General features: G+C 60.6%; 18 protein-coding genes. 5 read left to right on the plus strand and 13 right to left on the minus strand.

Going from position 1 to position 21403, the window contains the following annotated elements; genetic code table 11:
* The first annotated feature begins 128 nt into the window (after nt 1–128).
* From LOK46_RS02310 to LOK46_RS02320, 3 genes are all read left to right on the plus strand, one after another.
* The gene (locus tag LOK46_RS02310; RefSeq protein ID WP_273562303.1) at nt 129–2000 is read left to right on the plus strand and encodes a hypothetical protein; all 1872 of its coding nucleotides are present in this window, start codon (nt 129–131) and stop codon (nt 1998–2000) included.
* 66 nt (nt 2001–2066) lie between these two features.
* Nucleotides 2067–3329: a hypothetical protein gene (locus tag LOK46_RS02315; protein ID WP_273562304.1), complete on the plus strand. Its 1263-nt coding sequence runs from the start codon at nt 2067–2069 to the stop codon at nt 3327–3329.
* A 102-nt stretch (nt 3330–3431) separates the two neighbouring features.
* Nucleotides 3432–4526, plus strand: coding sequence for a hypothetical protein (locus tag LOK46_RS02320; RefSeq protein ID WP_273562305.1), 1095 nt, complete (start codon nt 3432–3434; stop codon nt 4524–4526).
* A 47-nt stretch (nt 4527–4573) separates the two neighbouring features.
* On the opposite strand, the gene LOK46_RS02325 is transcribed toward LOK46_RS02320, so the two are convergent.
* The 9 genes from LOK46_RS02325 to LOK46_RS02365 all read right to left on the minus strand — a co-directional run bounded on the left by LOK46_RS02325 (nt 4574) and on the right by LOK46_RS02365 (nt 14429).
* Nucleotides 4574–4939, minus strand: coding sequence for a DUF2958 domain-containing protein (locus LOK46_RS02325; RefSeq protein WP_273562306.1), 366 nt, complete (start codon nt 4937–4939; stop codon nt 4574–4576).
* Between the two features lie 479 nt (nt 4940–5418).
* A complete protein-coding gene (locus LOK46_RS02330; RefSeq protein ID WP_273562307.1) occupies nt 5419–6522 on the minus strand; it encodes a branched-chain amino acid ABC transporter substrate-binding protein in 1104 nt (367 codons plus the stop codon).
* A 64-nt stretch (nt 6523–6586) separates the two neighbouring features.
* A complete protein-coding gene (locus LOK46_RS02335; RefSeq protein WP_273562308.1) occupies nt 6587–7495 on the minus strand; it encodes an amino acid ABC transporter substrate-binding protein in 909 nt (302 codons plus the stop codon).
* A gap of 78 nt (nt 7496–7573) precedes the next feature.
* Nucleotides 7574–8806 (minus strand): M20/M25/M40 family metallo-hydrolase, encoded by a 1233-nt coding sequence (locus LOK46_RS02340; RefSeq protein WP_273562309.1) that lies wholly within the window; start codon nt 8804–8806, stop codon nt 7574–7576.
* Nucleotides 8803–10062: a diaminopropionate ammonia-lyase gene (locus tag LOK46_RS02345; protein WP_273562310.1), complete on the minus strand. Its 1260-nt coding sequence runs from the start codon at nt 10060–10062 to the stop codon at nt 8803–8805. Before LOK46_RS02345 ends, LOK46_RS02340 begins: the two co-directional genes overlap by 4 nt.
* Before the next feature lie 9 nt (nt 10063–10071).
* Nucleotides 10072–11658, minus strand: a complete 1587-nt coding sequence (gene ggt / locus LOK46_RS02350; protein WP_273564737.1) for a gamma-glutamyltransferase — start codon at nt 11656–11658, stop codon at nt 10072–10074.
* A gap of 28 nt (nt 11659–11686) precedes the next feature.
* The gene (locus tag LOK46_RS02355) at nt 11687–12502 is read right to left on the minus strand and encodes a putative hydro-lyase (protein ID WP_273562311.1); all 816 of its coding nucleotides are present in this window, start codon (nt 12500–12502) and stop codon (nt 11687–11689) included.
* A 113-nt stretch (nt 12503–12615) separates the two neighbouring features.
* The gene (locus LOK46_RS02360) at nt 12616–13983 is read right to left on the minus strand and encodes an MFS transporter (RefSeq protein WP_273562312.1); all 1368 of its coding nucleotides are present in this window, start codon (nt 13981–13983) and stop codon (nt 12616–12618) included.
* 62 nt (nt 13984–14045) lie between these two features.
* On the minus strand, nt 14046–14429 hold the full coding sequence (locus LOK46_RS02365) for a RidA family protein (RefSeq protein WP_273564738.1): 384 nt from the start codon (nt 14427–14429) through the stop codon (nt 14046–14048).
* 192 nt (nt 14430–14621) lie between these two features.
* On the opposite strand from LOK46_RS02365, the gene LOK46_RS02370 reads away from it, so the two are divergent.
* Nucleotides 14622–15119 (plus strand): Lrp/AsnC family transcriptional regulator, encoded by a 498-nt coding sequence (locus LOK46_RS02370; RefSeq protein ID WP_273562313.1) that lies wholly within the window; start codon nt 14622–14624, stop codon nt 15117–15119.
* A gap of 247 nt (nt 15120–15366) precedes the next feature.
* Here the strand turns inward: LOK46_RS02370 and LOK46_RS02375 are convergent, their stop codons facing one another.
* The 4 genes from LOK46_RS02375 to LOK46_RS02390 form a co-directional block, all read right to left on the minus strand.
* On the minus strand, nt 15367–16599 hold the full coding sequence (locus LOK46_RS02375) for a Zn-dependent hydrolase (protein WP_273562314.1): 1233 nt from the start codon (nt 16597–16599) through the stop codon (nt 15367–15369).
* A gap of 75 nt (nt 16600–16674) precedes the next feature.
* Nucleotides 16675–17463, minus strand: a complete 789-nt coding sequence (locus tag LOK46_RS02380; protein WP_273562315.1) for an aldolase — start codon at nt 17461–17463, stop codon at nt 16675–16677.
* Between the two features lie 37 nt (nt 17464–17500).
* Nucleotides 17501–18658, minus strand: a complete 1158-nt coding sequence (locus LOK46_RS02385) for an amidohydrolase (RefSeq protein ID WP_273562316.1) — start codon at nt 18656–18658, stop codon at nt 17501–17503.
* A 324-nt stretch (nt 18659–18982) separates the two neighbouring features.
* Nucleotides 18983–19891: an amino acid ABC transporter substrate-binding protein gene (locus LOK46_RS02390; RefSeq protein WP_273562317.1), complete on the minus strand. Its 909-nt coding sequence runs from the start codon at nt 19889–19891 to the stop codon at nt 18983–18985.
* Nucleotides 19892–20624: 733 nt separating this feature from the next.
* Here LOK46_RS02390 and LOK46_RS02395 point away from each other — a divergent pair.
* The gene (locus tag LOK46_RS02395; RefSeq protein WP_273562318.1) at nt 20625–21194 is read left to right on the plus strand and encodes a tyrosine-type recombinase/integrase; all 570 of its coding nucleotides are present in this window, start codon (nt 20625–20627) and stop codon (nt 21192–21194) included.
* Nucleotides 21195–21403 lie beyond the last annotated feature (209 nt).

Consider the following 21403-nt stretch of genomic DNA (forward strand, 5'->3'; position numbering starts at 1 on the left):
ATAGTCAGATTTTGGTCCAATAATATGTAAAAGTAGTGCTTGACGATCCTGTAAGATGTGATATTTATACACCTGACTGCGCGGGCCGATTCTCTTGCCTACGCAATCGATTGGTTGGCGGTGGCAGCTTGCTGCGCACCTGGAGCCGCAAGGTCCATCCAACCACCAAAACCTCCGCCCTGAAAGCGGCTGTTTTGACGTGCTGCCAATCCTGGCAGTGCGGCAATCGATTGTGTTTGGAGTTTTCGATGACCGCCGCTTTTACTCAGGACGCTGCCGTTCTCGCGCCTGCCCTCACCATCATCGCCAACACCACCTCTCTGTCTGCGTTGATTGCAGCCAACCAGGACCTGATTGACGATAAGGTTCCTGAAGGTGGTGCCCACCCCACCGATGCGGACCGCGCTACCTGGCAGACCTCCATCACCGCGATGGGTTCAGTTGTGGCGATCGCCGGCAACAGGTCACGATTTGCCAACTGGACCTTGCTCGCCATGGCCACGCTGTATTTTCAGCATGCGCCGGACAACCAGTTCCGCGATGCGTTCGGAGAGGGTAAGTTCAAGAAGCCTGGCAGCAACCATGTGTTTGCCCCAGCTGCCTCCGCTTTATTCGGCCTCAACGTTGGCGATGCCGTCAACAAGACAAGCAATAGCAAGCGATTGAACTCGCTTTGCGCGCAGTTTGACGGCTTGCTGCTCGCACTTCGAGAGCAGGGTTTACGTCTTGAAGATATGCCGCTCAGTCGAGACAGTGTTCTGCAATTGCTGAACGTCATTGAGAAGGCGGGTGGCACAAACGCTCTGGAACGCAAGGAGGCCGCCGACGACGATCAGTCGCCCCAACCGATCGGGCTCAGTGCCGAAGTGGTGAGGGAAATCCTGTATAAGCGCGGCCTTTCCGTACTGGGCGGAATGGGCGGGGCAACGCCCAAAGTGGTGCTTCAGGCGGTACACCCCGACGGCACCACAGAAGAACTGGGCGAGGTAGCTGAGAACCTGGTCACCAAGGCAGTGGCGGATTTCGCGAAGCCACTGCCTCGCACTCAGGCGCTTGGGGAAGCGATGGAGATGGGGCGATGCGTGATTGCAGAAGCCACCTCAGATGTCGCGCGACCGGGTACGGACCCGCACAATCCTCGTACACCACGGCGGCATGACGAGCCGCAGATGGTATTTCACCCAGACGGGAAAATTACTTGGAGCCTTCTGTTGGGCCCGAGCAGCGTGATTGTCGAGGTTCGGACACGTGTGCCCGACATCATTCTGGGCTCCGCGGTTCTTGGACATACCCGGCTCGATACGCAGAGGCGCAAGCGCGTGGAAGCGAACATTCTCCCGATGGAGCGGCGAGGTGTCTTTGATGTCGGTGTAGAGGCGTCTGAGACAATGACGGGCGTCGGCAAGTTGATGGTGTTTACCCGCGCAGCCAGCGATGCAACCGTGGGCAAGGATCGAGTTGGAGTTCTGCTCCAGGGTCTTACCGGCCCTTTGCCGATGGAGCTGAACTCCAGCTTGACCTTCCTCGCAAGTTGTGAGGCTGTGCCAGAGGTGTTTCACGGCTACGCCGCCCCTTACGCGGACAACGCCACCAGGGCCGTGAAGACTGCTTCCAGAACGGCTAAACCGCCGCCGGATGTTACCATTACGATTGGTGCCGTAGGATTTACATCCAGTGGAGCCATGGCTGACGCCCGTCCAGTTGGCATGGCGGTCAACGATGTTCAGGGGGCGAGCTCCGTGTCTGTCCGCCTAGACGACTACGTGGCATTCCTTAGAGCTTTCGCGAAGGTGCACCCCGAGATCAAGGGCGGAGTGATCTGTCGAGTAGGCGATCACGGGGTCTGCTTCGATCTCGGCACAACTAGCTCCACTTATCGAGTGTTCATTCCATTGTCTGTCAACGGCGTTCGGATGAACAGTGGCGTTCGCAAAATTGTCGTTGAGAAATGGCCAGAAGAGGCTTCGCTAACCCCCAACAACGAACCATCCAAGCTCTAGCGAGCATGCGAGGGGAGCCCTTTTAGGCTCCCCATTCATCACTCATTCCCTAGATTGGACATTGAAATGGTCGCGCTCCATCAGCGTGCGAACGACTACGCGCGCTTTCTTCCCGCCATCAACGGCAATTTTGCTCGGTTTGCACGGAAATCAGCATCCGCCCACAAGAGGCCGCTACCTGCTGGTCTTACGGCTCAGCAGTTCGACTTTCTCGATCCCGGTGGGCTGTTCTATTATCCCTGGGCTCTCTACACGGCCGCCGAGGGAGTCAACGACACTCAACCAACTATGGTGAGCCATCGCGACCGCCGCACTTCGTTCGTCCTGGGCGATAGCGGCGGCTACTCGCTCATCAGCGGTTCCGTTAAGGAATCTATTGATACGTTTCGTGAACGTTCTCTCAGATGGATCGAGACCAACTGTGATGTGGGTCTGCCCGTTGACGTTCCAACTCGCGCCATCGATGCACAACCTGACGCCTGGACCTTCCGTAAGTGTTTGGATGCCACCCTGCACAACACCGACTACGCTGTCGCCGACGCTTGTGCGGGGGCCCACCTATTAGCCGTTTATAAGGGGCGCAATCATCGGGAGGCCCGGGACTGGATAGCTGAGATGAAGACTCGACGCATGTGGGGCATTGCCTTGGGCGGCCACACGCGGCTGGACTTTTGGTTTTGGTGCAAGGCGATCAAAACCCTCGTCGACGATGGCTTTTTGGATCATATCCGCCACATCCACGTGCTGGGCACCACAGAACCCGGCGTTGCCGTGCTCCTGACAGCCCTCAAGCGGGCGCTGCGCTCCTATCTCAAGCGCGACGACCTAGAGGTCACCTTCGACAGCAGCCGGGCTTACCGCATCACGCAAGCCTATGGTCAGGTCACCCTGGGATTGAAGCTGGGGATGGCCGGCAACAGCGGCGCAGACAATGCCTTCGACTTCCGTTCGTTTACCTTCCCGCAGCAGGGCGGAAAGGTGAATCGGGCGGCGCAGTTTCCCTTTGATAGCCCACTCGGTCGACTATGCACGATCGGCGACTTCATGCCTGCTGTGAGCCCTGCCGTTCCCGCCTTTGACGCCGTAGGTTCGAACCTCCTCAGTCACCATGAAACGTACATGGAACTGGGCGCCATCGAACAAGCCAACCTACTTTGTGACATGGACCAAAAGCAGAGATCGCTAGTGCCCTGGCACATCCAGGAAGGCGTCAGGACCATCCATCACCTGTTCCAGACGGGCGACGCCGTATACTTCGATCGTCGTAAGGCGCTACTTCAATACTACAACAAAGGCTTGCTGGAAAGCGGTTTTGACGATTTCCGTTAAACGGAAAGCCGCCCCAGTCATAACAGCGACGCTGCGCAAGCGTCGCTACACGCTCGTCCGTCAATATTTCTAAAATCATGACACCAAAGTAGGAGTAATGCAGTGTGTGAAGATAAGAAGGTCCCTGACGACCACAAGATAGCATCGCACACCGGTACAAGCGAAGAGGATGATTTGCGCGTTATACCTGATAATCAGCTTATTAAAACGGTGGCCTTCACCAGCGTTGAGACGCCGGACACGCCTAGCACGTCCAAAATTCTGGCAGGTTCTTCCTTTCGCCAGCAGATGGCTGGGCAAGTCGCCCAGCAGTTCGGCGCATTCATCACGTCTTTCCGCCCGCAGGACCAAGCTAAATGGCGCAAGCGTAGAGATGCTTTTGCTCGTCAACTCATTGCCTGGATGAACAACACGGATGTGCCCTTGCACCTTCGGCTGAGCGGATGGTGTCAAACAGACATCGACGCCTTTGAAGCCGACTACGATGGCTTACTAGCACAGGTGAAGAAATTCGGTGGCTCCTACAAGGCAGCGCCAGGAGCGCTTCTCATTCACAACCGCATCGCTTGCCTCAAGGCGTTCTACGCGAGTGATTGCGACTGGGGCGTCATGATGGACGATGACGCGGTGCTCTATGACAAGGCGCAACACAACAGCGCTTGGAGCTTATTTCCCGAAATGGCGAAGAATGGTTTAGCCGCATACGCTGAGGTGGACATTTTCTTCCCAAACAATCCGGGCAAGCCCGGGGGCGGCTTCAACGCTAGATATGCAGAGGACCCACAGCTATATACGAAAAATCACGTTTTCGAGCGCAATCCCGACTTAAAAGGAAGCATGTTCATCGTGCGGAATTTCCGCAAAGCCAAGCGACATGAGGTGCTACCCGATCCTTCCTACACGATTCACGGCGAGGACACCCTGTTCGCTACAGAAGCCATCAAGCAGGGCTGTACCGTGATGAAGTGTTGGAACATCAATCTCAAGGAGTTGATCAGCGATCGTAATAGTCACTTCGCAAAGGACCGCGTCCGAAAGATGACTGAGGCTCACAGGCGCATCGCGGAGATCTACGCGGGTGATGGGCTGCGCATGAAGCACCCAGATGATCCCGAGAGCAAAACGCTAGAGCGAAGGGATTTCTATGACAACTGCTGGAAGGCTCGACCGAAAAAATGGACTTTGCCGAAGCCGTGAACATGTAGGAGAAAAGCAGGGAAGCTGCTCGAAGAACCTGCGGCTCTTCAGACCCACGGATACATATCTAAAGTGGAACTCAGATCCACGATCCTACGCGCCGCCCTTGCCGCCCTTGCGTAAATGGAGATGGGATGCGTGGCACGGAAGGAGAGATCGCGCTCCAGCCCAATGACGAGCCCCGCGCTCACCTCCTTCAGCTCATCCAGGCTGACGTAGCCGAGCTCGGGTTCACCGACGCCGAGGTCGCATAGCCCGAACAGGGTGTCACCATCTGGTTCCATCGCACAGATCAACCAGGTGGCCGGACCGGTGGGGTTGAACAGCTTGAGCACTGGATGATGGTCACGTTCGCAGTCGCGCCCATTAGCCAGAAGCAGCTCACGGGTTGCAGCGTCGATCAAGGGCAGCATCGGCGTCCTCGCAGTTGATGCGGGGAGCGTGCAGCCAAGGGAGCCCGAGGGCGAGCAACTCGCCACCGATGGAGTCTCAACCGAAAATATCATAAAAGCTACATTTTATTATGTTTGGCGATAAGTTGTTGCAATTGCTGCATTCTGCTCGCCACTCGTCCTTCTGTTGACGCGACAACATCATTTTTTGTTGCGGACATCGCAAAGAATGAGACTATGCGAGCAGGCGGTCATAACGACCGAGCCGGAATTCGAGAGGTTGACGCCTGCCAGTCAGAGGGCAGGGGAGGACTGCATTGCGTCTAAAATGAACGCGGACGTTCCGCTTCGCGCCCATCCCGGTCATTCAGATGGCTTTGACGACGTCCCATAAGCGGACGCTACCGGCTGCGATCGACCGTTCGCATGAGGGCAGCTCACGAAGGGACGCGGAATTCTGCGGTCGCTGAACATGTAGTGCTTCTGTCACGTATGCTGCTCTACTGCAGGGGCAGCTCTTGGAAGCGGCCATTCTCGACGCGGTAAAAGACGAAGTCGAGGCGGGTGATGTCGCCTTTCTTATCGTAGGCGAGCGGCCCGATCACCGTGTCGAAAGTCATGCCGGAATGGATCTTGTCGGCAACGCTCTTGGGATCGGCATTGCCGGCGGCCTTGATCGCCCCCGCAACCACCTGCACCGCGGCATAGGCGTAGAGGGTGAAGCCCTCTGGATCGATGCCTTTGGCCTTGAAGCGTGCGACCACCGGGGCGGCTGCCGCGTTCTTGCGTGCGTCCGGGCTGAAGGTGATCAGTGTACCCTCGCCGACCGGACCGGCTATCGAGGCGAACTCGCTCGCGTACATGGCATCCCCCCCAATCATCGGAACCTGGATGCCCTGATCTCGCATCTGACGCAGGATCAGGCCGCCCTCAGTGAAGACACCGCCGAAGTAAACCACGTCCGCGCCGTATCCCTTGATCTTCGAGGCAAGCGCCGAATAATCCTTCTCGCCGACGTTGATGCCCTCGAACGCCACTTCGCGCAGGCCATCCTTGTTGATCGCCTTCTTCACTTCGTCAGCAAGCCCCCGTCCATACGGCGTCTTGTCGTGGACGATGAAGACCTTCTTACGTGTGTAGTGCTTCAGCAGGTAGTTGCCCGCGACCGTGCCCTGTTGGTCGTCGCGCCCGCAGGTGCGAAATGTGTTCCAGAGGCTGCGGTCCGTGAACTTGGGATTTGTCGAGGCTGGCGTGATCTGGAGCGCGCCCGCATCGTTGTAGACCTCGGATGCGGGAATAGAGGCTCCCGAATTTTGGTGGCCGATCACGAACTTGATGCCGTCCGTCATCAGCCGGTTGGCGACCGAGACAGCCTGCTTGGGATCGCCTGCGTCATCCTCGAAGTGCACGGCGATCTTCTCGCCGAAGATGCCGCCCGCCGCGTTGATGTCGTCCACCGCCTGCTGGACGCCGTTGCGGTTCTGGACGCCGACCGCAGCGCTTCCACCGGTCACGGGGCCCGCCCAGCCCAGCTTGAACTCTGCGCGTGCCGGCTGCGCCAGCGCCGCCACCGCTGCCGCCGCCGCGAACATCCATGACCGCATTGTTAGCTCTTTCCCTTTCAAACATTGTCTCGCCGACGGCAGACGGTGCCGTAGTATGGAGAGTTCAATATGCACTCGCGTCCGGACTATCTGTGGGGTGCGCGAAAGCTTTTGAGAGTTTTTGACCTATCGGAAACTGTAAATTGATGCCTTTGGGAGGAATTGGCTTTGTAAACCACTTGTCATACAGCGCAACAATCTCCGGTCCTTTGTAGAGAGCCGACATTGTTTGATCTACGAGCGACTTAAATGGTGCATCATCTTTACGCAGCATGATGCCGTAGGGCTCCGGCGTCGAAAATGCTTCGCTTGAAATTTCGTAAGCGTTGGGATCCTTGGATGCCGCTATGAAGCCGGCGAGCAGGATATCATCCATCGCGAAAGCATCCGCCCGGCCGCTTTCGACTAGCAAAAATCCCTCTGCGTGATCTTTACCCGTCAGAACGGCCATACCCAGCTTACGCTGCGCATTCGCCTCGACAAGTTGTTTCATGTTAGTGGCACCTGAAGTTGAAACTACCGTTTTACCTTTAAGATCATCAATCGTGTGCAGGTTCTTGATTTTCTTGGACACGTAGCGAGGCGATGTAATGAACATCGTATCGCCGAACGCCACAACCTTCTGCCTTTCCACAGTATTGGTATTTGCCCCACAATCCAGATCGATGGTGCCGTTGGCCAACAATGCTATGCGCGCTGCGGGAGCCACAGCGACAAGCTCGGTCCTGATATTTTTGTCGCCCAATCTCTTTTTGACTGCATCGGCGATGGCATAGCAAAGATCCATGCTAAACCCTACGGGTTGTTGCTTGTCGTCTAAGTATGAAAATGGGATCAGAGTTTCGCGAAAACCTAGCTTGATCTCGCCAATTTCTTTGATTTTTCGGAGCGTTCCGCTCAATTCGTCTGATTTTGCTGGGAAGAGTGTTGATGCGAGCAGGGCCGCAGAGACCAGTATCGCGCGAGGTCGCATAACGAAGCTCCAGCTGTTGAGCGGATTTGCTCTGCAGTATCAAACTTCAAACATTGCAAAATCAGACAGTAGTATTGCTTAAGTTTTGCCAGATTGACTTGCGCTCATAAGTTTAATTGCCGCGATGGCGTAAATTTTCGCGCAATCGATCAAATCCTGCTCGTTGGCATAATCGTCGGCGCCTGCGGAAAGCGTGGGCTGTGGTCCATAGCAAATCGCAGGTACACCACGGTCCCGCCAATGCCGGGCGTCGCTCCCCGGCAGACGCACAACAAGCCGGGGGGCGGCATTCCGTACCTCCTCGACGACCTCAGCAAATGTCTTGGTGAAGCTGCTTCCCGATGATTCCCAACTGGCATCCCACTCCTTCGGGTAAGAGAGCCGGATGCCAGGGATTTCTTGAGCTATACGTTCCAGGCGATCCTTCACGTCGCGCGCCGTAATTCCCGGCGGCATTCTGAAGTCAAAATGTGCGGACGCCATGGGGGCAACGAGGCTTCGAACTTCTCCGGCTGCTAGGACGCCGGCGCTGGCTGAGAGCCGCAGGCCTAGGTTTCCTTCGCCTCCGGTTACTCCAGCCAGTTCGGCCGGCGGCTCTGAGTAGGTTTCATTGAAGGCATCTGCGGCCGTGATGAAGCGGGCGAGGCGGCTCACTGCGGTCTCGCCACGAAGTGCGCGCGAGGAGTGTCCAGCCTCACCCGATGCTTCGACATCAACCCAGAGAAGACCTTTTTCGGCAATGGCGAAGTCCATGTAGCCGGGACCTTCGGCGCTAATCATAAAGTCACCGGTGAAGTCGGGACGGACCGCCAATAGGTGTTCTGTTCCGCGGTTACCGAACATCACCTCGTCGCAGACCGCGGTGAAGCTGAGAGATCCTGGAAGCCTGTCGCGGCAGCTGGCCAGCGTCACCGTCGCCAGCGCCATAGCTGCGAGGCCGCCCTTGAGGTTGCCCATCCCGAGCCCGTACAGCCGTCCGTCCTCGCGCGTCTGCTGAAGAATAGGGACCGTCCAGGCTGCCTCGTCACCTGCCTGCATCGTGTCCATGTGGGCGTTGAAGACGACGTGGCGCCCTGGCCGGGAACCTGCCAAGGTGGTGACAACGTTGACGGCCTCGTCGTCGACCGCGATGCGCTCGCTGGAAACTCCGTGCCGCCCGAGGAAGCGCTGGAGCACCTCCGCGACCTCGGCCGTCCGCCCTGGCGGGTTCATGCTTGGGGCAGCCACGAACTCGGCGCAGAGATCAACCAGCACCTCGCGCTGCTCGTCGATCTGTCGGCCGATCGAGTCGATCAAGGCGTCATACGTCATTGGACAGCCTCTAACTTGCCGCTCGCCCAGCCGGGCAGCACGCTCTCTGCCGGGCGGCCCACGATTTCGGCGTAGACGGTCGGGTCCGTCGCACCCTCTGTCCCGATGATTAGAACGACGCTGTCTTCGTTCAGGGCCGTCAGCGCCCGCGCCGATGTATCGGTAGACGCGAGCAGGAAGGCAGTAAGGCCAGCCACAGCCGATTCCCCGGCGACGACAGGTGCATCGCCCATCTCACCGTTGGCGAGAAGGCGCATTGTTTCGGCTGCGGCTTCATCCGTGATGGTGAAGAAGCCATCCGCGCCCTGATCGAGCACCGACCAAGCCAGCAGCGAAACCTCACCGCAGGCCAATCCAGCCATGATCGTGTCGAGTGCGCCGTGATCGGCTGTTGGCTGGCCTGCCTCTGCACTCATAAGAAGGCACTGCGCCTTCTCCGGCTCGGCAACGTAGTAGGCCGGAGATGCGGCCCCGAAGCGTTCCCAGAGGTAGGAGCACAGGCCAGCAGCGAGGCCGCCGACGCCTCCTTGCACGAAGACATGGGTCGGCAGGGTCCCCGCGGGCAGCTGCTCATAGACCTCGTCCATGATGAGGCCATAGCCCTGCATGACGTAGCGCGGGATGTCCGTGTACCCCTCGTATGAGGTGTCTGACACGACCTGCCAGCCGTTGGCCTCGGCCTCGTGCGCGGCCTGCCGGACAGCTTCGTCGTAGTTACCAGGCACCTCGCGGACCTCGGCGCCGTAGGCCGCGATTGCGTCGCGGCGGCCCTGGCTCACGGTCGCGTGCACGTAGATCACACAGCGGCAACCGAACGTCTTGGCTCCCCATGCGACGGAACGCCCATGGTTGCCATCCGTCGCGCACGTCACGGTAATGGCCGAGGTGACTGACCGAAGGTCGCCGGCGGCAAGGGCGGCCGTCGTCGGACGCTTGCCTGTCTTCGCCTCCACGGCCGACTGGAGCAACGATGCGACCGCATACGCGCCACCGAGGGCCTTGAAGCTGCCAAGACCAAAGCGCGGCCCTTCGTCCTTATAGAGAGTCTTGCGGACGCCAGCCGCAGCGGCCAAGCCGTCGAGGCTCCGCAGCTCTGTCCTATGATAACCCGGCCAGGAGCTGATCTCCTCGCGCGCCCGATCAAGCTCAGCGAGGCTGAGGATCTCCGCGCGCCCGTTCTCGGCGTAGGGACCCGGGCGAACCGGCTTCGGGTTGGGAAGCAGCCGAAAGCGGTCGTTGTGCAGGATCTTGGTCATTTCGGTCTCTCAGTAGCCAAGTGCGATGCCATCGCGGCGGGGATCGGCGCCGCCGCGCAGGAGCCCGCGCTTCCGGTCGATCCAGATCGCTTGGGCGGTCCCGAGCGGGTTCGGCGCGGGTGTGGGTCGGTGACCGAGGACGCGCAGGCCCTCGACCAGTTCGGAGGGCACGGTGCCCTCGACATCGAGCACGTCGCCGCGGGCGAACATCCGCGGCTGGTCGATCGCCTCCTGCACGGTCATTCCGTAGTCGATCAGGTTCGACAGGATCTGGATCTGACCGATGGGTTGGAAATGACCGCCCGTGACGCCGAACGACAGCACAGCTTCACCGTCGCGCGTCAGCATGGCGGGCAGGATCGTGTGCATGGGCCGCTTGCGGCCGGCGAGCACGTTCGGGTGACCGGGCTCTAAGACGAAGCCGAAGCCACGGTTGTGCAGCAGGACGCCGGAACCGGCCGCCACGATCCCGCTGCCGAAGTCGTCGAAGACCGAGTTGATGAAGGAGACGGCGGTCCGATCCCGATCGACGACCGTGAGGAACACGGTGTCCTTGTGCTCGGGTGCCGGCAGCGGCGTCAGGTCGGAGAGCCGCCCGCGGAGCGAGATGCGTTCCGAGAGCGCGAGGGCACGAGCAGGCGAGATCAAGTGCTCGACCGGGACACGGCCGGTATCCGGATCGCAGACAAAGATATCCCGCTCGGCATACGCGATGCGCGCGATCTCGGCCTGGAGATGATACCGCTCAACGGAGAGAGGCTCGAAGCGCGAGAGGTCGTGCAGCTCCAGCAGCCTCGCCATCGCCAGCACGGTCACGCCCGAGCCGTTCGGTGTGCATTCCCATAAATCGTAACCGCGATAGCCAGTGGAGATCGGCGTCTCGTAGCGCGGCCGGAATGCCGCCATGTCCTCGACCGTGTGCAGGCCTCCGAGTGATCTCAGGGTCTCAATGATATCCTCGGCAACCCAGCCTTCGTAGAAAACTTCCGCCCCTTTGCTCGCGATATCCTGCAGCGTCTTGGCGAGGGCGGGCTGCACATGAAGGTCACCGGGCTCCGGAGCCGCCCCGCCCGGCAGGAATGCGGCCGCCGTCGCCGCATGCCGGGACATCTTGGTCACTTGGCGGCCCCAGTCGCGCGCAAGGCGCTCGGTGACAGGATAACCTTGCCCGGCCGCCTCGATGGCAGGCGCAAGCAGCCGCGCGAAGTCGAACGTTCCGTGATCGGCGACGAGCCGCTCCCAGGTGCGCACCGCGCCCGGCACGGTGACGGCATGAGGGCTTTCCGGATCGAGCTGGCTTACACCTGCAGCAGAAAGACGCTCAACGCTCACCGCGGCGGGAGCCGCCCCGGACCCATTGATCGCGACGATTGGCTGTCCCTCGCGCTTGAGCAGGACGAAGCAGTCGCCGCCGATGCCGGTCTGGGTCGGCTCGACCACCGCGAGAAGGGCGCCGGCGGCGACGGCGGCATCGACGGCGTTGCCGCCGGCCCGGAGCACCTCAATGGCTGCCAGCGTCGCACGCGGATGGGTCGTAGCAGCCATGCCGCTGACGCCGAATGCCTCCGATCGCCCTGGCTTCTCGAAATCCCGCATCATTGTCTGTCCTGTGAGCCGCTTCGCGTCAGAAAGAGGCGAGGCTTGCGTTGCGGAGGTCGGTCACGAGCATAGAAGAGGGCGCGTGGGTGATGCACAGCGGGGGCTTCGCATTGGCCACCGCGAGTTGAGGGGTCAGGCCACAGGCCCAGAACACCGGGATCTCGTGCGGCGCTATCTCGCTGGAACCGACGTTGCGGTAGCGCCTCCCCAAATCGATCCCGATTTGAGAGGGATCTCCAAGGTGGACAGGGGCACCGTGGACGTTCGGAAATCGCGAGGTGATCTGGATTGCCCTGATCGCATCGCCAGCCGAGAAGGGGCGCATGGTGACCACCAGCTTCGCGCGGAAGTCGCCCACAGGAACAGTGTCGACGTTAGTTTCGTAGACGCCAGCCACATCACCCCGATCGAGGAACCTGAGCGGTAGGCCGGCATCCACAAGGGCATTCTCGAACGAGAACGAGCACCCGAGTGCGAACGTGACAAGATCCTCACGCCACAGGTGCGAGATGTCGGTTACTTCCTCCACGAAAGCCCCGTTCTCGAATACGTGGTAGCGCGGGACGTCGGAACGGATGTCGATGTCCTCACCCAAGAGAGGCAGCATCGGATCGCCGATGTCGGACCGGGCGATCAGGGGACAAGGCTGGGGATTTCGCTGGCAGTAGAGGAGGAAGTCCTCGGCATGGCTGCGCGGCAGGATGCAGATGTTCGCCTGGACGCGGTCGCGAGCAAAGCCCGCTGTGTAGCCGGCGTAAAGACCCAACCGGATGGCCTGACGGACTAAATGGGCATTGGTAGTGTCGAAGTGATGTTGTGGTTGAATGGCTGGATTAGACATGAGGCTATCTTCGATCGCAGTCAGGGATGAGCAGGCTTCAGGCCTGCGGGTAAGCTCCCTGGGTTTCCCCAAGCGAGGCCGCGTCGGGATGACCGACGCGGCCATACCGTTACTCAGGTCGTCGGAGCCGCAGAGTATGCCTCGACCGTCATGGCCTTCTCGGCGGTCGCCTCCAGGGAGCGGCCAGCGGTCTCATGGCCGAGCAGAGCCATAGTCCCTGCTTGGACCACTAAGAGCGCACCAATAACCGACACGACCCCGGTGACGCCCCATGTGTTGAAGAGGAAGACGACGCCGAAGGGCACGATTGCAGTCGTCAGGCGGGCAATACCCACGCAGACGGCATTGCAGCGCATCCTTACCGAGGTCGGGAACAGCTCGGGTAGGTACACAGCCTGAATAGTCGCGAAGAGAAAGTAGATCATCGCGAAGGTTGCGAACCCAACGGAGACGGCAGCAACCTGAGAGGTGACTTGACCGAACAGGATCGCCATCGCGGCAGCGCCGAGCGAGCCGCCGATGATGGCAAGTCGCCGTCCGAGCCAATCAACAGACAGCACCGCAATCAGGGCGCCAGTTGGAGCACCGAGCGACATCAGTGCCGACTGTCCGAGGGTCTGATTGATCGGGATACCCTGTTTGAGCAGGAACGTCGGGATCCAAGACACGAGACCGTAGAGCGCGGCGAACATGATCACTTGCATCACCGTCCCGAGGACGAGTGGGCGGATGAAGGCCTTCTGCCACAGGGTCTCTTGAGCCACTGGCAGCAGCGGCTCTGGAGCGCGCAGGTCGCCGTGCTGCGCCTTAACCTCTTCCTCGATGGTGGTGACGACCTTGTCGGCATCTTCCAGCCGTCCCTGAACCTCAAGCCAGCGCGGGGACTCCGGCAAAGCCTTGCGCATCCACAGGATGATCAAGGCGCCGACGCCGGGGATCACAAACATGATGCGCCAACCGAAAAGTGGGATTAGCGCCCAACTCAGGACGGTCGACACTAGGAGCCCGGAACTGGAGATCATCGAGAGCATCGCGACCCAGCGTCCGCGGCGCTTCGGCGGCACGAACTCGGCGATAGTGCCGTAGCCGAGCACGATCTCCGCTCCGAGGCCGATGCCGCACAAGAAGCGGAAAGCGATGACCCATTCCATCGACGGAGCCGCAGCACCTGCCAATGAGGCTAGACCAAAGATCGCAAGATTGTACTGGAAGGTGACACGCCGTCCGAGACGGTCTGCAACAATGCCCGCGCCTATGGTCCCTAGAAACATGCCGAAGAAAGTTGCGGATACAAAGTACGCATTCAGGTCCAGTGTTGAGAAGCCGGTTGATGCAAAGACCCCAAGCACGGCACCAGCGATATATATGTCGAAGTTATCGCAGAACATACCGCCGCCGACCAGGGCGATAAGACGTTTGTGGAATTTAGAGATTGGCAATCTGTCAAGCCTTGCGGCAACAGAGCTTCGGTGCGTAGTCATGTCTTTTACCCTTCGGTTGGAGACGACATTTCCTCAGAATACGCACCATGGCGGTCGTTTTTTTATCTTTTTGCGATGCAGTCGATCTCGATCAAAGCGTCGCGAACTAGTTCAGTAACTCCCACGCACGTCCGAACTGGCCGCATGCCGTCCGCAAAGAATTGCGCGTAGGTTTCGTTCATGTCGTTGTAGTCGCGTTTGAAGTGCGTAAGGTACACACGCACGCTTACAACGTCCTCAAAGCTCAAACCTAACTGTCCTAAGACATGACTCATATTTGATAGAGTCTGCTCTGTTTGTGCAATGATCCCTTCAGGCAGAGATTGCTCAGGATCGCTAAGATTTCTTCCGAACTGGCCGGTAAGAAAAACAAAGCCATCTGTCTCTACCGCATGGCTGCTGGGTGACATCGACGGAGGCAGCCCTGCAATGATGTGTCGTGTGATGCCGCTCATGATGTCTTAACCTTCGTTCAATACTCCACCGTGGCCTTATTAATGGCTTCCCGTTACGCCCAGGCGCCACGCATCCACGATTTTGGAGAAAGCGATTGGATGCCGCCGACCACGCAACTGTATTGCGTTTGGGTGAGGAATGGCCTCTAATCGGAGCCCAATTCCGCAGATTTGTTGCGCCAGATGGCCCCATCACAGAAACTTCGCCTCCACCAGCTCGACGAGTTCGACTTGGCGATTTTGACGGTCTTGCAGCGGGACAGCGCCACGCCACAGCGAACGATCGGTGAGATCGTGAACCTTTCCGCTGCGGCGGTGCAGCGCCGAATAGCCCGCTTAGAAAAAGGCGGCGTGATACTGGGCAACGTCGCCATCTTGGATCCAGCCACGGTCGGTCAACCAATTATGCTGATCGTGGAGGTGCAAATTGAAAACGAGCGCACAGATCTAATAGAGACTACGAAGAAAAATTTCGCGTCCACCCCAGAAGTTCAGCAATGTTACTATGTCACTGGAGAGACTGATTTCGTTCTTGTAATAACAGTCGCCTCTATGCAAGATTACGAGAAATTGACAAAGAAACTTTTCTTTGAAAATCACAATGTAAAACACTTCAAGACACTGGTGGTAATGGATCGGATAAAATATTCAATGAATCTTACGCTTCCTGGTGTCAATTAGAAGTTCACATCCAGGCCGATCGTAAATCGCTTCCGTTTTCACGCAGCCGCAACTTAATTCGGCAGTATGTTCGCGACCGCGAGACACAAAAACCGGACATGGGCTCTGCCTTTACGACAGCATTAGTGCACCCAGCCCGGTCACTCAATCGCCAATGGCATGGTACTGCATACGGGCATTCGTGCATTGCCCCTCTCTTTATCGCATAGGGAGGCGCATTCCTTTGCCGCTCGGATGTCCTACCAAATCAGACGTTCGAGAGATGCGAGGCCACGTCGAGCAGGATATTCACACCTGCTTCCAGATCTCGCGCATGGGTCTGCTCTCTTGGGTTGTGGCTGATCCCGCCGATGCTCGGGACGAAGATCATCGCGGAGGGGCAGATGCGCGCCATCATCTGGGCGTCGTGGCCCGCCCCCGATGTCATACGCCGCACCGTCAGGTGCCTGGCCGCAGCGGCTGCCTCGATCGTGCGGACGATCGCGGCGTCGAAGAGGACGGGTTCAAAGCGGGCGAGGCGCCTGATCGTCACCGTCACGTCTTCGGTCCGCCGGATCTCGTCTAGCTGAACCGCGAAATCCGTCTCCAGCGCCACCAATCGCTCGGCGTCGGGGTCGCGCAGGTCGACGGTGAGGATGGCGCGCCCCGGAATGATGTTGATGGCATCTGGCTCGAACCGCAGCCGCCCGACCGTGGCCACGCTCCTGCCGTTCCCCGCGCGCGCGCGGTCTCGCAGCCACGTGATAAGATGGGCCGCCGCGACCCCGGCGTCCCGGCGGAGCGCCATGGGCGTAGTTCCGGCATGGTTGGCCGTCCCATCGATTGTGACCTCCTGCCAGGAGATTCCCTGGAGGTCGGCGACCGCGCCGATAGCGACACCTTCCCGCTCCAGCACCGGTCCCTGCTCCACATGGAGTTCGACATAGGCGTGGGGCCTGAGGAAGCCCGGCTCGTGCGGCCCGGCCTGGCCGATCCGTGCGAGTTCCTCGCCCAAAACCGTTCCGTCTGTGCCAACGGTCGCCAGGGCGGCCTCGGGCGCAAGGCCGTCCGCATAGACCAGGGAGCCCATCATGTCCGGGGCGTAGCGAACCCCCTCCTCGTTCGTGAACGCCGCAACGGCGAGGGGACGTCCGGGCCTGTAGCCAGCGGCCTTCAAAGCCTCGACCACAGCAATTCCCGCGAGGACCCCAACGCAGCCATCGTAGGCGCCAGCATCAATGACGGTGTCGATGTGCGAGCCCATCATGATGGGGGCACCGGTGACGCCGTCGGGCTGCCACAAGCCGATCAGGTTGCCGACGCGGTCGATCAGGACCTCGAGCCCGGCCTCGTGCATCCAGGCCGCGACGGTCTCACGTCCGGCCCGGTCGGCATCGGAGGCGGCGAGACGGGTCAGCCGACCCTGCCCGTCCCGCCCGATCTCGGACAGCGCGTGGAGCCGGCTCAGAAACCGGGGCATGTCGATCTGCGAGATGGTCACGGGCTTAGCACCTATTGGGACGATTGGTGGGTATGGTGGCAGGGCCACCTCAGAGGCCGCTGCCCGGAGAGCGGTTCAGGCGAGGAAGGCGGGTTCGTCCTGGGTTAGCACCCGCTTGACGCTCTCCAGGTGCAGGCGCGCGCTCTCGGCGCGGCCGGCCGCCTCCTGGGCCGCCACGTGCCGGACGATCGCCTCGGGCACGGCCTTGAGCGCGCGCCCCGTGCTCATGGCCAGGACCTGCGCCTGCGCGGCGCGCTCCAGGTAGTAGAGGTCGTCCCAGGCCTCCGCGATGGTCTCGCCCAGCACCATCACGCCGTGGTTCTTCAGGAACACGACGTCCGCCTCCCCGGCGCTCTCGGCGATCCGCCGGCCCTCGGACGAGTCGAGCGCGAGACCGTTGTAGTCCTCGTCCACGGCGATCCGGCCGTAGAAGCGCAGCGCCGTCTGGCCCGACCACGTCAGGGGCTCGCCCTCCAGCATGGCGAGGGCCGTCGAGTAGGGCATGTGGGTGTGGAACACGGCCCGCGCGCGGGGCTTCAGCCGGTGCAGCTCGGCGTGGATGTGAAAGGCGGTGGCCTCCGGCTGGCCGTCGCCCTCGACGACGTTGCCGTGGAAGTCGCAGAGCAGCAGGCTCGACGCGGTGACCTCCGCGAAGGCGAGGCCGTAGGGATTGACCAGGAACAGGTCGGGCCGCTCCGGCAGCACCGCCGAGAAGTGGTTGCAGATCCCTTCTTCCAGGCCGTTGCGGGCGGCCCAGCGCAGGCACGCGGCGAGGTCGATGCGGGCGCGGCGCACGCTGTCGGCGTTCAGGGGCTCGTTGCTGCGCACGAGTGGTGTGCCAGAGGCGGTGACGGCGTGAGCCATTGGTGTCGAGACCTAAAAAGTTGACCGGCAGGAGATCTCAGGCTGCGCGCAGGCGCTGCCGCACGATCGCAACGTGGAAATCGGCCCCGTAGGTCAGAGCCCCATCATTAAAATCGTAGGTCGGATTGTGCAGCGGCGCCGAGTCGCCGTTGCCGATATAGCTGAAGCAGCCGGGCACGAACTTCAGGAACTGCGCGAAATCCTCCGATGACGTGATCGGTTCCTGTGCCACGATCACGCCGTTCGAGCCGAAGACGGTTCTCGCGGCCGCGAGCGCCTCCTCTACCAGGCCCGCATCGTTGACTAGCGGTATGAACTCGCGGGTGTAGATCACCTCGGCCGAGACGTTGTGGGCCCGCGCAGTTCCCTCCGCGATGACACGCATCTGCCGCTCGATTGTGGCGCTGACCTCAGGCTCGAAGCTGCGGGCGTCGCCGAGGATGCGGGCGAGACCCGGCAGGGCGTTGCGCGTGCCGTCGGTGGTCAGCTCGGTCACCGAGACGACGGCCACATCGGTGGGATTGAGCCGGCGCGCGACGATCGCCTGCAGGTTTAGGACTGTAGCGCAGGCGGCGACCATCACCTCGTTGCCCCACTGCGGCCGCGCGGCATGGCCGCCCACACCCCGCAGGGTGATCTCAAAGTTGTCCTCGGCCGACATCGTCGGCCCGGCTCGGGTCTGGAACCGGCCGACCGGCAGACCGGGCAGGTTGTGCAGGCCATATATTTCGTCGAACGGGAAGCGGGACATTAGGCCGTCCTCCAGCATCGCGAGCGCCCCCTTGCCCCATTCCTCCGCGGGCTGGAAGACGAAGCGCACTGTGCCGTCGAAGCCGCCCTCCTGGACGAGACGCTGGGCGGCCCCGAGGAGCATGACGGTGTGGCCGTCATGGCCGCAGGCATGCATCGTCCCGGGGTTACGGGAGCGATAGAGCGGCGTGCCCTGCTCGCCGATGCGCAGCGCGTCCATGTCGGCGCGTAGGGCGATGGTGCGGCTGCCGCCGCCGCACCTGAGCGTGCCGACAACGCCGGTACCGCCGACGCCTTCGGTCACGTCGTCCAGGCCGAACGCGCGCAGCTTGTCCGCCACGAAGGCGGCCGTGCGGTGCTCCTCGAAGCCGAACTCGGGATGGGCGTGCAGGTCGCGGCGCCAGGCCGTCATATCTGCGGCGAAGCGGGTAGTTTCGGTCTCCATGGACCAGCCTTTCATCCGATGCTAGCGAGAGGAAACACGACTTTTGCTGCGATCCCGGGTCGTTCAGGCGGCCCGGGCAACCTCGGCGGGGTCGAGGCCCGTTAGGTCCCGATACCGGTCCAGATCGGTCGCCCCTCGATGTTGATCCGCAGAAATCGAGCGTCAGGGCCGAGGCCGACCTGCCTCCGGGGGCCGGGGTCGTCGGCAACGTGCACCAGAGTGCGCCAGGTTCGTGTTGACCACTTGCGTCGCACTGTCCTCGTCACGTTTACACCTCGGGGAAGCGAGCGCTCTCCACTTTTCACGTAAGGACCGCGCCGCCACTCAGTAGGCGTCCGGATCCGGGCTGTCGCTGGGCTGCGCGAAGACTCTCTTCAGCGCCGCGCCCATTGGGAAGTCTAGGTTGATGCCATGCGGCGGGATCGGCTTGGTGAACCATCTGTCGTAGAGCTCGGCGATCCGCGGCCCCTTAAAGATCGAGGCCAGCGTCTCGTCGACGAGCGCCTTGAAGACGGGATCGCCCTTGCGCATCATGATCGCGTAGGGCTCAGGCTTAGCGAAGGCCTCAGAGGAGATCGTGTAGGCGCCGGGCTCCTTCGACCCGGCCACGAAGCTCGCAAGCAGGATGTCGTCCATCACGAACGCGTCGGCGCGCCCGCTCTCGACCATCAGGAAGGCTTCCGCGTGCTCCTTGGCGGTCAGGATCGTCATGTTGAGGCCCTGCTTGGCGTTGACCTCCACGAGCTGCTTAAAATTCGATGAGCCGGCCGTGGAAACGACGGTGCGCCCGCGCAGGTCCGCTATACGGCGGAGGTTCTTCGTGTTCTTCGACACGAAGCGAGACGCGGTCAGGAAAATTGTGTCGCTAAATCCCAAGACCTTCTGCCGCTCCGCGTTATTCGTGTTGGCGCTGCAGTGAAGATCGATTGTCCCGTTGGATAGGAGCGCGATCCGCGCCGCCGAGGCGATGGGGACCAGCTTGGTCTCAATCATGCTATCATTCAGGCGCGTCTTCACGGCCTCGGCGACGAACAGGCAAAGATCTACCGCGTAGCCTACCGTCTGGTTCGAACGGTCGATGTAGGAGAAGGGGATCGAAGAATCGCCGACGCCGATCGTGATCGCCCTGCGGTCCTTGATCTGCTTCAGAGTGCCGGCCAGGCCATCGGCGCTTGCCGGCGTGAAAGGCGTCAGAACGAGAACGGCAAGGGTCAGGGCGGGAAGCAGGCGCATGTGTGATCCTCCTGTGCGGCGATGGCCGGCACAGCACCGCGCTGTTGCCGGGGACCACTGGCGGTCATTTCGCTCCGTGTTTTTATTCCGCGTATGATTGTTGCGTCTGTGCGAGGAAGGGACCCCGATCGAGCCTCGTTCACGCAAATCTGTTGCGATTAATGCGCCAAAAGATGGGACATTCCTCGTTTGAGCTGGACAGCTTCAATTTGGCGCCTTTGAGAATCCTCCAGCGGCTCTGCACGATCTGCCTGAGCTGGGATTCACGAATAATCGACCGTTTTCCCGACAAACACTCGCCATGCATGCTGCGGCCGCCGAGCCGCTGAATTCAGTCAGAAAACCGCGTGAGACATTTTAACGTCGAAACCACGTGTCCGGCGGCAGCTGGCGGCGAGAGCGCTGCGATGTCCAGTTCAGCGCATCGCGCAACTGAACACGGCCGGACCGCTTTCGGCCAGGTTCGGCCATTCGAGGCCGTCCGGATTGCCAGATAGCGGCCCCTTCCGAGGCCCGCTGAGGAGTCGTGAGCAGCGGGAGTTGCCATCAAGCTCTCTCAAGGGCGGCTCGTCTTGGCGTTGTTTTGCAGGAGGCGCAAAACATCATAAAATCTATATTTTATGATGTTCTGCGCTAAGTCGTTGATCTACCTGCGATCTACTTTGCACTCGCCCTGACGCGCCTCTGGCAACATCATTCTTTGCTGCGAAGGCGCACAAAGTGTGAGGTTACGATGAAGCAGGCGCGCGTACCCACGGAGGGAGAGTTCAAGCGGCTGGTGGCGGTGGTAGGGCAGGGGAGGCATGGCCTTCGGAATCGAGCTGCGCTGATGCTCAGCTACCTGGCGGGCCTACGAGTAGGAGAGATCGCATCGCTTCGTTGGGGCGATCTCCTCGACGGCGACGGGAGGGTTCGTGAGCAGCTCCGGTTGAGCGCCGCCGTCACCAAGGGTGGTCACGCACGGGTGGTGTTCATGAACGCTCGTCTGCGCCGTGAGATCGAGCAATTCCGGTCCAGCTTGCCCAAGTCACCCAGCCCATTACAGCCGGTCCTGGTTACCCAGAAGCTCACAGCGTTCAGCGCGAACAGCCTCTGCCAGCTCATGCGCAGCTGGTACGATCAGGCCGGTCTGGATGGCGGCTCAAGCCACAGCGGCCGGAGATGGTTCATCACGCGCCTGGCTCATGCCGGCATCTCGCCCAAGGCTATCATGATGCTCGCGGGTCACCGCCATCTCTCGACCACGCAGCGCTACATCGACGTCAACGACGAGATGATGCGCGCCGCCGTAGAGGTGCTCTGACCGAGCGTTTAAGCGTCAAGGCTTCACGACTTTTCAATTGAGCGGCGCCACGATCGCTTTGTCCGATTCTCCCGCTGTTCCGTGGGAGAAGCTGTTTCCGACGCCGGCGAAGCTCATTCGACCGTAGAGCGGTAGGACAAAAGTAACATGGTGCTAAGTATGAATAATGAAGCCGACACATGTGAGCTATGGGCGAACAAGACATGGAC

Source organism: Methylobacterium sp. NMS14P, assembly GCF_028583545.1.
Taxonomy (GTDB): Bacteria; Pseudomonadota; Alphaproteobacteria; order Rhizobiales; family Beijerinckiaceae; genus Methylobacterium.